The following is a 12,283-nucleotide window of genomic DNA, read 5'->3' on the forward strand; positions in this document are numbered from 1 at the left end:
AGGACACACAACATGACCGCCAATAACACCTCGTGGGTGGCCCGCCTTTTCGCCGGCCAGCAGATTCAACAGGCGCTGGACGCCGCCAAGAAGTGCGAGCAATCGCGCCTGGGCACCGAAGCCCAGATGGCCGAGATGAAGGCCCGCATGGCCGAACTGGAAGCCGAACTGAAGGTGCGCACCGACATCATGAACGTCACCAGCATCGTCTCGGAAGCCGATAAAAAAGGTGACATCCTGTCGGTGAACCAGAAGTTCCTGGAAGTCTCCAAATACCCCAAGAACGAGCTGATCGGTTTTGGCCACAACACCACCCGCCACCCGGACATGCCCAAGTCGGTGTTCAAGGAAATGTGGGCCACCATCGGCCGTGGTGACATCTTCCGCGGCGTGGTGAAAAACCGCGCCAAGGACGGCACGCCTTACTACGTGGACGCGGTGATCGCCCCCATCATGGGCGAGAACGGCAAGCCCATCAAATACCTGGGTGTGCGCTACGACATCACCGCGCAGGAACTGGAGCGCCAGAACGCCCGCGGCATTCTGGACGCGATCAACGCGTCCTATGCCTACATCGAGTTCGACCTTGCCGGCAACGTCCTGCACGCCAACGCCAACTTCCTCGGTGTTCTGGGCTACCAGCTGGACGAAATCAAGGGCAAACACCACCGCACTTTTGTGGAGCCGGCGCATGCCGCTTCCATGGCCTACCGCCAGTTCTGGCAAGACCTGAACGATGGCAAGGCGCAGAGCGACGTGTTCAAGCGCATTACCAAGAGTGGTCAGGAAGTCTGGATCCAGGCGGTGTACGCACCGGTCAAGGACGAGATGGGCCGGGTTGCCAAGATCGTCAAGATCGCCACCGACGTCACCCAGGCCCGCCTGCAGACGGCCGATTTCTCGGGCCAGCTGGCCGCCATCGACAAGGCGCAGGCGGTGATCGAGTTCTCGCTGGACGGCAAGATCCTGAATGCCAACGAGAATTTCCTGAAAACGCTGGGCTACCAGCTGCAGGACATCAAGGGCCAGCACCACAGCATGTTCGTCGACCCGGACCACCGCAACAGCGTGGAATACCGTTTGTTCTGGGAAAAGCTGGGTCGCGGCGAATTCGACGCCGGCCAGTACAAGCGGGTCGCCAAAGGCGGGCGCGAAGTGTGGATCCAAGCCTCCTACAACCCCATCATGGACCTGAATGGCAAGCCCTTCAAGGTGGTCAAGTACGCCTCCGACGTGACGGCCCAGGTGCTGGCCGCCAACATGTTGAGCCAGGCGGTGGAGCAGGCCCAGCGCGTGACCTCGGCCGCCCGTGACGGCGATCTGAGCCAGCGCATTCCGCTGGAAGGCAAGAGCGGGCCGATTGAGGTCTTGTGCTCGGGCGTCAACAGCCTGATGGAAACCACCGGCGTGATCTTCTCCGACGTGGGCCGCGTCTTCGGCGCGCTGTCGGCCGGCGACCTGACGCAGCGCATCACCCGCGACTACGAAGGCACGTTTGGCCAGGTCAAGGACGACGCCAACGCCACCAGCGAGAAGCTGGCCGCCATCATCGAAGACGTGGGCCGGGTGTTCAGCGCCATGGCCACCGGTGACCTGGGCCAGCGCATCACCCGCGACGCCGAAGGCACCTTCGAACAAGTCAAGAACGATGCCAACAGCACCTGTGAAAAACTGGCTGGCATCATCGAAGAGGTGCGGGCTGCGGCCGACGCCCTGACCGGTGCGGCCAACCAGGTCAGCGCCACCGCGCAAAGCTTGTCGCAGTCGGCCAGTGAGCAGGCCTCGTCGGTGGAAGAAACCACCGCCTCGATCGACCTGATGAGCGCCTCGATCTCGCAGAACAGCGACAACGCCAAGGTCACCGACAGCATGGCCACCAAGGCCAGCAAGGAAGCCGGCGAGGGCGGTGCGGCCGTGACGCAGACGGTCACTGCGATGAAGCAGATCGCCGCCAAGATCAGCATCGTTGACGACATCGCCTACCAGACCAATTTGCTGGCCCTGAACGCCGCCATCGAAGCCGCCCGTGCCGGCGAGCATGGCAAGGGCTTCGCGGTGGTGGCCGCCGAGGTGCGCAAGCTGGCTGAGCGCAGCCAGGAAGCGGCCAAGGAAATCGGCGACCTGGCCGGTAACTCGGTGTCCACCGCCGAGCGTGCGGGCAAGCTGCTGGACGAAATCGTGCCCTCCATCCAGAAGACCTCCGAGCTGGTGCAGGAGATTGCCGCGGCCTCGTCCGAGCAAAGCCAGTCGGTCACGCAAATTGGCGGCGCGATGTCGCAGCTGAGCCAGGCCACCCAGCAGAACGCCTCGGCCTCTGAAGAGCTGGCCGCCACGTCCGAAGAGCTGTCGGGCCAGGCTGAGCAACTGCAGCAGGCGGTGGCCTTCTTCAGCCTGGGCGGTGACGCCACGCCGGTGGCCGTCAAGCGCGGGGGTCGCCCGGAGGCCGACAGCGCCGCCAAGCGCCGTCCGGTCACCCCCAACCTGCGTGTGGCCTCGGGGGCCAGTGGCGCCGGCCGTGCCGCCGCCGGCAACTTCCGCCCTTATTGAAAGGCCTGGCCATGAAACGCGACCAAGCTTCGGCAGGCCAGCCTGCCAGCGCGCTGGAAGCCCCGGCGCAGTACCTGACCTTCAGTCTGGGGCGTGAGGTGTTCGCGATGGACATCCGCACCGTGCGGGAAATCATCCAGTACGGCCCCATGACCACCGTGCCGCTGATGCCCGGCTTTGTGCGGGGTGTGATCAACCTGCGCGGCGCCGTGGTGCCCGTCATCGACCTGCAGGCCCGGTTCGGCCGCCCGTCGGCGGTGGTCAGCAAGAAGACCTGCATCGTCATCTTCGACGCCGTCCGCGAGGGCGAGCGGGTGGAGCTGGGCCTGCTGGTCGACGCGGTCAGCGAGGTGATCGAGATCGCGGATTCGCAGATCGAGCCGCCGCCCAATTTCGGCACCGCCGTGCGCCGCGATTTCATCCGCGGCATGGGCAAGGTGGCCGACCGCTTCGTGATCCTGATCGAGCCGGACAAGGCCTTCGATGTGGAAGACATGGCCCAGCTGTGCGAGAGCGCACAGGAAGCCGTGGCCGGCTGACCCCTGCCCAACCCCATCCCCGGTGCCGGAGCTCCGGTCACCGGGGCCCAGATTTGATTGTTGAGGACCCCCATGGACGCCATGCGCGACGACACCTTTCGCAAAATCACCGGCCTGATGTACGACACCATCGGCCTGTCGTTCGCCGACAGCAAGAAGCCGCTGGTGTCGTCCCGGCTGGCCTCGCGGGTGCAACGCCTGGGCATGCGCGGTTTCGAGGACTACCTGGCGCTGATTGCCAGCGACGACGACGGGGGTGAGTTCCAAATGGCGGTGGATTTGCTGACCACCAACGAAACCTATTTTTTCCGTGAGCCGGCGCATTTCGACATCCTGACCACCGAGCTGACCCGGCTGAAAGGCCAGCGGCTGTCGGTGTGGAGCGCAGCCAGTTCCTTTGGTGACGAGGCCTACAGCGTGGCCATGCTGATGAACGACCTGCAACAGCAGGGCCGCATTGGCTCGGAGTGGTCCATTTTGGGCACCGACATCAGCGACCGGGTGCTGCGCTGCGCCAGCGAGGCCATTTACCCCGAAGACCGGCTGCGCGAGGTGTCGCCCGAGCGGCTGCGGCGCTACTGCCTGCGCGGCGAGGGCGATTCGGCCGGGATGGTTCAGATCAGCCCCAAGCTGACCTCGCGGGTGCGCTTTGGCCAGCTCAACCTGTGCCAGCCCATCGAGGACCTGGGCCCGTTTGACGTGATTTTTCTGCGCAACGTGCTGATTTATTTCGACGCGCCGACCAAGCGCGAGGTGGTCGACCGGGTGCTGACCCAGCTGCGCCCCGGCGGCATTCTGTTTCTGGGCACGGCCGAGGGCCGCGTGCCCTGCGACACCCCGTTGCAGACCATTGCCCCCGGCGCCTACCGCAAGGTCGCGTCATGAGCCAGAGCGCCATGCACACCCTGCATCCCGGCGACGTGGCGCTGGGTGAGCGGGGCGACCGGCTGGAAACCCTGCTGGGCTCGTGTGTGGCCATCGTCCTGACCGACCCCCGGCGCACGCTGGGGGTGATGTGCCACATCGTGCACGCCTCGCCGGCTGGCGGCAGCCAGTCCCACAGCACCGCCTACGCGGCCAACGCCCTGCACGCCATGTACGAACAGCTGTTCAACCATGGCATCAACCCTCACTTTTGTGAGGCCTATGTTTACGGCGGCGGCAACATGTTCCCGTCCATGGTGACCTCGCGCCACCACGTGGGCCAGGCCAACGTCCAGTGGGCGCTGGACGCGCTGGCCGACGATGGCATTCCCGTGGTCGGCCATGACCTGGGTGGCAACAGCTACCGCCGTGTGAGATGGACTGTGGGCGACGGTTGCCCCGAGGTGACCGCCGTCAACATTGAGGAAACCCCATGACGATTCAGGTGTACGTGGTCGATGATTCCGCGGTGGTGCGCCAGACGGTGATGCATTTGCTGCAGGGCGACCCGGAGATTGCCTTGATGGGCAGCGCGCCCAACCCCTTGATTGCCGGGCCGGCGATCCGCAAGCAGCGGCCCGATGTGCTGCTGCTGGACATCGAGATGCCTGGCATGGACGGGCTGACCTTTCTGCGCCAGATCATGGCCGAAAGCCCCATCCCCACGGTGATCTGTTCCACCCTGACCGAACGCGGCAGCTCGGTGGCGCTGGAGGCCTTGTCGGCTGGCGCGGTGGCGGTGGTGGCCAAGCCCCGGCTGGGCCTGAAACAGTTTCTGGAAGAGTCCCGGCGCGACCTGGTGCAGACACTGAAAAGCGCGGCCCGGTCCAACCCGCGCGGTGCGGTCAGCGTGCGCAAGGCCGCCCCGGTCAGCCGGCTGGCGCCGGTCCAGGGTCTGCATGCGCTGGCGGTCAACAAGCCGGTGGTCATCGGCAGTTCCACCGGTGGCACCCAGGCGCTGGAGGCCATCATCACCGCCTTGCCGGCCGACAGCCCGGGCATTGCCATCGTGCAGCACATGCCGGAGAAGTTCACCGCCATGTACGCCCAGCGCCTGAACGGCATCAGTGCGGTGAATGTGCGCGAGGCCAAGGACGGTGACCGGCTGGAGCGCGGCGTGGTGCTGATCGCCCCCGGCGGCCGCCACCTGCAGCTGCGCAAGGCCGGTGGCCAGTATTTCGCCAAAGTGGTGGACGGCCCACCGGTCAACCGCCACACGCCCTCGGTGGACGTGCTGTTCAAATCGGCCGCCGATTGCGCCGGCAAGGACCTGCTGGCCATCATCCTGACCGGCATGGGCGACGACGGTGCCCGCGGCATGAAGCTGCTGCACGACGGCGGCGCCCGCACCATTGCCCAGGACGAGGCCTCCTGCGTGGTGTTTGGCATGCCCAAGGAAGCCATCAAGCTGGGCGCGGTGGACGACATCCTGCCGCTGGACCGGATGGCCTCCACCATCCTGCAGTTCGACGCCCGCGGCTGAGGCGGTTCGCCAGGGCACCGGTGGCCCCAGGTCGGCCCTGGCCGCGCCGGTCGTCGCTGGCCCGCCCAGCGCGGCAGGCCATCCCCTACAATTGAAGGTTAGGTTCAAGCTGTGGCGGTCTGCCGCCGCGGCTTGGGCACGCAACCGCGTCCGGTGCGTTTTGGCCTTTGTGGCACCGCCGTCTGCAGGATTTCAATGGCTGTTGTCGCACTCGGGCGGCAGCGGACAACCCCCTTTCTTCTTTGGAGCCGAACATGACCGTCACCGTGGAAACCCTCGAAAAGCTCGAGCGCAAGATTGTGCTCACCCTGCCTGTGTCCGACATCCAGTCCGAGGTGACCAACCGCCTGAAAAAGCTGGCCAAGACCGTCAAGATGGACGGCTTCCGTCCCGGCAAGGTGCCGCTCAACGTGGTCAGCCAGCGCTACGGCTACTCGGTGCACTACGAAGTCATGAACGACAAGGTCGGTCAGGCCTTTGCCAGTGCCGCCAACGAAGCCAAGCTGCGGGTGGCCGGCCAGCCGCGCATCACCGAAAGCGAAACCCCGGTCGAGGGCAACATGGCCTTCGACGCGGTGTTCGAGGTCTACCCCGAAGTCAAGATCGGTGACCTGGCCACGGCCGAGATCGAGAAGGTCAGCGCCGAAGTGAGCGACGCCGCCATCGACAAGACCATCGACATCCTGCGCAAGCAGCGCCGCACCTTTGCCCAGCGCCCGCAAGACGCCGCCGCCCAGGACGGCGACCGCGTGACCGTGGACTTTGAAGGTAAGGTCGACGGCGAACCCTTCCAGGGCGGTAAGGCCGAAGGCTTCCAGTTCCTGGTTGGTGAAGGCCAGATGCTGAAGGAATTCGAAGACGCAGTGCGCGGCATGAAGGCCGGCGAAAGCAAGACCTTCCCGCTGGCCTTCCCAGCCGACTACCATGGCCAGGACGTGGCCGGCAAAACTGCCGACTTCCTGGTCACGCTGGGCAAGATCGAGGGCGCCAACCTGCCCGCGGTGGACGAAGCCCTGGCCAAGTCGCTGGGCATCGCCGACGGCACCGTGGAAGCGCTGCGCGCCGACATCAAGAAAAACCTGGAGCGCGAAGTCAAGTTCCGTTTGCTGTCGCGCAACAAGCAGGCCGTGATGAAGGCCTTGATCGAGCACGCCGAACTGGACCTGCCCAAGGCCAGCGTGCAGGCCGAAGTCGGTGAGCTGGTGGCAGCCGCCCGCGCCGACCTGAAGCAGCGTGGCATCAAGGACGCCGACACCGCGCCCATTCCCGAAGAGATGTTCCAGTCCCAGGCCGAGCAGCGCGTGCGCCTGGGCCTGGTGGTGGCCGAACTGGTCAAGGCCAACAACCTGGCCGCCACGCCCGAGCAGATCCGCGCCCATGTGGAAGAACTCGCCGCCAGCTACGAAAAGCCGGCCGAGGTGGTGCGCTGGTACTACGGCGACACCAACCGCATGCAGGAAGTGCAGGCCGTGGTGTTGGAAAACAACGTCACCGCCCATGTGCTGGCCAAAGCCAAGGTCACCGACAAGGCCATCTCCTTCGACGAGCTGATGGGCCAAAACGGCTGATTCCCTGACCCGGATGCCAGTTGGGGCTTGTGCGCCGGCGCACAGGCCCCATTTATTTTTGGGTACAGTCAAACAACATTCTTTGGAGAGACCATGAACGTCGGATATGGAGCAATGGACACGCAAGGCCTTGGCATGGTGCCCATGGTCATCGAGCAATCGGGCCGAGGCGAGCGGTCTTACGACATTTACTCCCGTCTGCTCAAAGAGCGGGTGATCTTTCTGGTGGGCCCGGTGAACGACCAGACCGCCAACCTGGTGGTGGCGCAGCTGTTGTTCCTGGAAAGCGAAAACCCGGACAAGGACATCTCCTTCTACATCAACTCGCCCGGTGGTTCGGTCACCGCCGGCATGGCGATTTACGACACCATGCAGTTCATCAAGCCCGACGTGTCCACGCTGTGCTGCGGCATGGCCGCCAGCATGGGCGCGTTTCTGCTGTCTGCCGGTGCCAAGGGCAAGCGCTTCTCGCTGCCCAACTCGCGGGTCATGATCCACCAGCCGTCCGGCGGCGCCCAGGGCCAGGCCACCGACATCGAGATCCACGCCCGTGACATCCTGAAAACACGTGACCAGCTCAACCGCATCCTGGCCGCCAACACCGGCCAGCCGGTCGAAAAAATCGAGCGGGACACCGAGCGCGATTACTTCATGTTTGCCGACGAGGCCAAGGCCTACGGTCTGGTGGACGAGGTGATCGCCAAGCGCCCGTAAGCGGCGCACCGGCTGCCCAGCGACGAAAACGGCGTTTTCTTGGCAGAAAACGCCGTTTTTATTTGGTTATCATTCGGAAACACGCGTAACAAGGCACCGCCACATGGCCGAAAAAAAAGGCTCTTCCACTGAAAAAACCCTGTACTGCTCTTTCTGCGGCAAGAGTCAGCACGAGGTCAAGAAGCTGATCGCGGGGCCGTCGGTGTTCATTTGTGACGAATGCATCGACCTGTGCAACGACATCATCCGCGACGAACTGCCGGCCGCCGAGGTGGTGGGCGATTCGCGCAGCGAGCTGCCCACGCCCTCGGCCATCAAGGCCAACTTGGACCAGTACGTCATTGGCCAGGACCACGCCAAGCGCCTGCTGTCGGTGGCTGTGTACAACCACTACAAGCGGCTGAACCACAAAGACAAGGCCAAGAAGGACGAGGTCGAACTCAGCAAGAGCAACATCCTGCTGATCGGCCCCACCGGTTCCGGCAAGACCCTGCTGGCCCAAACCCTGGCCCGCATGCTCAACGTGCCCTTTGTGATGGCCGACGCCACCACCCTCACCGAAGCCGGCTACGTGGGTGAAGATGTCGAAAACATCATCCAGAAGCTGCTGCAGAGCTGCAACTACGAGGTCGAGCGGGCCCAGCGCGGCATTGTCTACATCGACGAGATCGACAAGATCTCGCGCAAGTCGGACAACCCGTCCATCACCCGCGACGTCTCGGGCGAGGGCGTGCAGCAGGCCCTGCTGAAGCTGATCGAAGGCACCATGGCCAGCGTGCCGCCGCAGGGCGGGCGCAAGCACCCCAACCAGGATTTCCTGCAGATCGACACCACCAACATCTTGTTCATCTGTGGCGGCGCCTTCGCCGGCATCGAGAAGGTGATCGAGGGCCGGACCGAAGCCTCGGGCATCGGCTTTGGCGCGGCGGTCAAGAGCAAGAAGCAGCGCAGCCTGACCGAGACCTTCAAGGACGTCGAGCCGGAAGACCTGATCAAGTTCGGCCTGATCCCCGAGCTGGTGGGCCGCATGCCGGTGGTCGCCAGCCTGGCCGAACTGACCGAAGAGGCGCTGATCCAGATCCTGACCGAGCCCAAGAACGCACTGGTCAAGCAGTACGCCAAGCTGCTCAACATGGAAGGCGTGGATCTGGAGATCCGCCCGGCCGCGTTGCGCGCCATTGCCAAGAAGGCGCTGGTGCGCAAAACCGGCGCCCGCGGTCTGCGTTCCATCCTCGAGCAATCGCTGATGGACACCATGTTCGATCTGCCCAACACATCGAATGTCGACAAGGTCGTGGTGGACGAGTCCACCATCGACGAAAACAAGCCACCGTTGCTGGTCTACCGTGAAGCGGCCAAAAAGGCCTAGTTTTTGCGGTTTTGGCTTTTCCAAGCCGTGTTCAGATGCGTGTGTGCGGTTGCGGTTGCAATCGCCCCGTTGAACCCCATCTCTGTCCGCAACGCCTGAGGTAATAAATGTCCGGTCACACCCCGTTGCCCCCCACCCCCCTCGACCTCCCGTTGCTGCCCCTGCGCGACGTGGTGGTGTTTCCCCACATGGTCATCCCGCTGTTCGTGGGCCGGCCCAAGAGCATCAAGGCCCTGGAATCGGCCATGGAGGCTGAGCGCAAGATCATGCTGGTGGCCCAGAAAGCCGCCGCCAAGGACGAGCCCGACGTGTCCGACATGTTCGAAATGGGCTGTTTGTCGACCATCCTGCAGATGCTCAAGCTGCCCGACGGCACCGTCAAGGTGCTGGTCGAAGGCCAGCAGCGCGCCCAGGTGAACCGCATCGACGAGGGCGAACGCCATTTCGTCGCCAACGTCACGCCGGTCGACCCGGCCACCGAGGTCTCCGGCAAAGGCAGCGAGGTCGAGGCCTTGCGCCGCGCGTTGACCCAGCAGTTTGACCAGTACGTCAAGCTGAACAAGAAAATCCCGCCGGAAATCCTGACCTCGATCTCCAGCATCGACGATCCGGGCCGTCTGGCCGACACCATCGCTGCCCATTTGCCGCTGAAGCTGGACAACAAGCAGACGGTGCTGGAACTGGCCGACGTGAAGGAGCGCCTGGAAAACCTGTTCGGCCAGTTGGAGCGCGAGGTCGACATTCTGAACGTCGACAAGAAGATCCGCGGCCGCGTCAAGCGCCAGATGGAGAAGAACCAGCGCGACTTCTACCTGAACGAGCAGGTCAAGGCCATCCAGAAGGAACTCGGTGAAGGCGAAGAGGGCGCCGACATCGAGGAGATCGAGAAGAAGATCAAGCTCGCCAAGATGCCCAAGGAGGCCTTGAAGAAGGCCGAGGCCGAGCTGAAGAAGCTCAAGCTGATGTCGCCCATGTCGGCCGAGGCCACCGTGGTGCGCAACTACATCGATGCCCTGGTCGGCCTGCCCTGGAGCAAGAAGACCAAGATCAAGCACAACCTGGCCAACGCCGAGAACGTGCTGAACGAAGACCACTACGGGCTGGAGAAGGTCAAGGACCGCATCGTCGAGTACCTCGCGGTGCAGCAACGGGTGGACAAGGTCAAGGCCCCCATTCTGTGCCTGGTTGGCCCGCCCGGCGTGGGCAAGACCTCGCTGGGCCAGTCGATCGCCAAGGCCACCGGCCGCAAGTACGTGCGCATGGCGCTGGGCGGCATGCGCGACGAGGCCGAGATCCGTGGCCACCGCCGCACCTACATCGGCGCCATGCCGGGCAAGGTGTTGCAAAGCCTGACCAAGGTCGGCACCCGCAACCCGCTGTTCCTGCTGGACGAGATCGACAAGCTGGGCACCGATTTCCGCGGTGACCCGTCGAGCGCGTTGCTGGAGGTGCTGGACCCGGAGCAGAACCACACCTTTGGCGACCACTATGTCGAGGTCGATTTCGACCTGTCCGACGTGATGTTCGTCGCCACCTCCAACTCGATGAACATCCCGCCGGCGCTGCTGGACCGGATGGAAGTGATCCGTCTGGCCGGTTACACCGAGGACGAGAAAACCAACATCGCCATCAAGTATTTGCTGCCCAAGCAGGTCAAGAACAACGGCGTGCGCGAGGGCGAGCTGGAAGTCACCGAAGCGGCCATCCGCGACATCGTGCGTTACTACACCCGCGAAGCCGGTGTGCGTTCGCTGGAGCGCGAACTGTCCAAGGTCTGCCGCAAGGTCATCAAGGGCCTGCAGCTGGGCAAGATGGCCGGCAAGGTCAAGGTGGACAGCGACAACCTCAACGATTTCCTCGGTGTGCGCAAGTACACCTTCGGCCGTGCCGAGCAACAAAACCAGGTCGGTCAGGTGGTCGGTCTGGCCTGGACCGAGGTGGGCGGCGATTTGCTGACCATTGAGGCCGCGCTGATGCCCGGCAAGGGCGTCATCACCCGCACCGGCTCGCTGGGCGACGTGATGAAGGAATCGGTGGAAGCCGCCCGCACCGTGGTGCGCAGCCGCTCGCGCCGGCTGGGCATCAAGGACGAGATGTTCGAGAAACACGACATTCACATCCACGTGCCCGACGGCGCCACCCCCAAGGACGGCCCCAGCGCGGGCGCGGCCATGACCACCGCCTTTGTGTCGGCCCTGACCGGCATCCCGGTGCGTGGCGACGTGGCCATGACCGGCGAGATCACGCTGCGTGGCGAGGTGACCGAAATCGGTGGCCTGAAGGAAAAACTGCTGGCCGCCCTGCGGGGTGGCATCAAGACGGTGCTGATCCCTCAAGAGAACGCCAAAGACCTGCAGGAGATTCCCGAGAACGTGAAGAACGACCTCGAGATCGTGCCGGTGAAGTGGATCGACCAGGTGCTGGACATCGCGCTGGAGCGTCGGCCGACGCCGCTGCCCGACGACGAGCCTGTGGTGGTGGCCCCGGTGGCCGCCGAGACCACCGAGGTCGCCGGCTCGGTGAAGCATTAATCTTCCAGCCTTCAGAAACGGCCTCAAATTACGCTATAATTTGAGGCTGAAATCGCGGGAGTAGCTCAGTTGGTAGAGCGCAACCTTGCCAAGGTTGAGGTCGAGAGTTCGAGACTCTTCTCCCGCTCCAATTCAAAGAGGGCAGCACGATCAAGTGCTGTCTTTTTTTCTTAAGGTGGCGGTTTCATTCGCGAAGTGATTTGCGAAAAATGGCGCGGTAGCAAAGCGGTTATGCACCGGATTGCAAATCCGTGAAGGGCGGTTCGACTCCGCCCCGCGCCTCCACCGAACAGAAGTTCGGACATTGCGGGAGTAGCTCAGTTGGTAGAGCGCAACCTTGCCAAGGTTGAGGTCGAGAGTTCGAGACTCTTCTCCCGCTCCAATGTTGAAAAGGGCGACGTCTGAGACGTCGCCCTTTTTCTTTGCCGGCCCGCATTCAGGGGTGGCACAGCGCCCTCGGCGAGGGTGCACAAGACTAGAATGCGCACGGTCTGCTCGGGTGGTGGAATTGGTAGACACAAGGGACTTAAGGTACTGAGCACCGGGCGGCGAAAGCGCCCGCGTGAATCCCGTCAAATTCGGCGAACTCCCTGGCCCCATGGGCCGAG

9 protein-coding genes and 3 tRNA genes are annotated in these 12,283 nt (G+C 63.8%); all 12 read left to right on the plus strand.

The genetic code is table 11. The annotated features are described in order from the left end of the window. Nucleotides 1-12 precede the first annotated feature (12 nt). Nucleotides 13-2,547: a PAS domain-containing protein gene (locus AC4BAR_RS10225; RefSeq protein WP_490627753.1), complete on the plus strand. Its 2,535-nt coding sequence runs from the start codon at nucleotides 13-15 to the stop codon at nucleotides 2,545-2,547. An 11-nt stretch (nucleotides 2,548-2,558) separates the two neighbouring features. Then, nucleotides 2,559-3,086: a chemotaxis protein CheW gene (locus AC4BAR_RS10230; RefSeq protein ID WP_490627754.1), complete on the plus strand. Its 528-nt coding sequence runs from the start codon at nucleotides 2,559-2,561 to the stop codon at nucleotides 3,084-3,086. Between the two features lie 72 nt (nucleotides 3,087-3,158). Further along, nucleotides 3,159-3,971, plus strand: a complete 813-nt coding sequence (locus tag AC4BAR_RS10235; protein ID WP_490627755.1) for a CheR family methyltransferase — start codon at nucleotides 3,159-3,161, stop codon at nucleotides 3,969-3,971. Beyond that, nucleotides 3,968-4,447: a chemotaxis protein CheD gene (locus AC4BAR_RS10240; RefSeq protein WP_490627756.1), complete on the plus strand. Its 480-nt coding sequence runs from the start codon at nucleotides 3,968-3,970 to the stop codon at nucleotides 4,445-4,447. The genes AC4BAR_RS10235 and AC4BAR_RS10240 overlap by 4 nt, the downstream gene beginning before the upstream one ends. Further along, complete coding sequence (locus tag AC4BAR_RS10245; protein ID WP_490627757.1) at nucleotides 4,444-5,493, plus strand: protein-glutamate methylesterase/protein-glutamine glutaminase; 1,050 nt, start codon at nucleotides 4,444-4,446, stop codon at nucleotides 5,491-5,493. The genes AC4BAR_RS10240 and AC4BAR_RS10245 overlap by 4 nt, the downstream gene beginning before the upstream one ends. Nucleotides 5,494-5,747: 254 nt before the next feature. Then, nucleotides 5,748-7,061, plus strand: coding sequence for a trigger factor (tig, locus tag AC4BAR_RS10250; protein ID WP_490627758.1), 1,314 nt, complete (start codon nucleotides 5,748-5,750; stop codon nucleotides 7,059-7,061). Nucleotides 7,062-7,154: 93 nt separating this feature from the next. Then, nucleotides 7,155-7,775, plus strand: coding sequence for an ATP-dependent Clp endopeptidase proteolytic subunit ClpP (gene clpP, locus AC4BAR_RS10255; protein WP_490627759.1), 621 nt, complete (start codon nucleotides 7,155-7,157; stop codon nucleotides 7,773-7,775). A gap of 103 nt (nucleotides 7,776-7,878) precedes the next feature. Then, complete coding sequence (clpX, locus tag AC4BAR_RS10260) at nucleotides 7,879-9,144, plus strand: ATP-dependent Clp protease ATP-binding subunit ClpX (RefSeq protein ID WP_490627760.1); 1,266 nt, start codon at nucleotides 7,879-7,881, stop codon at nucleotides 9,142-9,144. 107 nt (nucleotides 9,145-9,251) lie between these two features. Beyond that, on the plus strand, nucleotides 9,252-11,675 hold the full coding sequence (gene lon / locus AC4BAR_RS10265) for an endopeptidase La (protein ID WP_490627761.1): 2,424 nt from the start codon (nucleotides 9,252-9,254) through the stop codon (nucleotides 11,673-11,675). Between the two features lie 54 nt (nucleotides 11,676-11,729). After that, a tRNA-Gly gene (locus tag AC4BAR_RS10270) sits at nucleotides 11,730-11,805 on the plus strand. A gap of 81 nt (nucleotides 11,806-11,886) precedes the next feature. Then, a tRNA-Cys gene (locus tag AC4BAR_RS10275) sits at nucleotides 11,887-11,960 on the plus strand. Nucleotides 11,961-11,981: 21 nt separating this feature from the next. Then, nucleotides 11,982-12,057, plus strand: a tRNA-Gly gene (locus tag AC4BAR_RS10280). The last annotated feature ends 226 nt before the right edge of the window (nucleotides 12,058-12,283 follow it).

The organism is Rhodoferax sp. SPJ4, assembly GCF_058216275.1.

What these genes read in the sequence shown, in the direction of transcription:
- AC4BAR_RS10225 (WP_490627753.1), top strand. Translation starts at nt 13, where the DNA reads ATGACCGCCAATAACACCTCGTGGGTGGCCCGCCTTTTCGCCGGCCAG.
- AC4BAR_RS10230 (WP_490627754.1), top strand. Translation starts at nt 2,559, where the DNA reads ATGAAACGCGACCAAGCTTCGGCAGGCCAGCCTGCCAGCGCGCTGGAA.
- AC4BAR_RS10235 (WP_490627755.1), top strand. Translation starts at nt 3,159, where the DNA reads ATGGACGCCATGCGCGACGACACCTTTCGCAAAATCACCGGCCTGATG.
- AC4BAR_RS10240 (WP_490627756.1), top strand. Translation starts at nt 3,968, where the DNA reads ATGAGCCAGAGCGCCATGCACACCCTGCATCCCGGCGACGTGGCGCTG.
- AC4BAR_RS10245 (WP_490627757.1), top strand. Translation starts at nt 4,444, where the DNA reads ATGACGATTCAGGTGTACGTGGTCGATGATTCCGCGGTGGTGCGCCAG.
- tig (WP_490627758.1), top strand. Translation starts at nt 5,748, where the DNA reads ATGACCGTCACCGTGGAAACCCTCGAAAAGCTCGAGCGCAAGATTGTG.
- clpP (WP_490627759.1), top strand. Translation starts at nt 7,155, where the DNA reads ATGAACGTCGGATATGGAGCAATGGACACGCAAGGCCTTGGCATGGTG.
- clpX (WP_490627760.1), top strand. Translation starts at nt 7,879, where the DNA reads ATGGCCGAAAAAAAAGGCTCTTCCACTGAAAAAACCCTGTACTGCTCT.
- lon (WP_490627761.1), top strand. Translation starts at nt 9,252, where the DNA reads ATGTCCGGTCACACCCCGTTGCCCCCCACCCCCCTCGACCTCCCGTTG.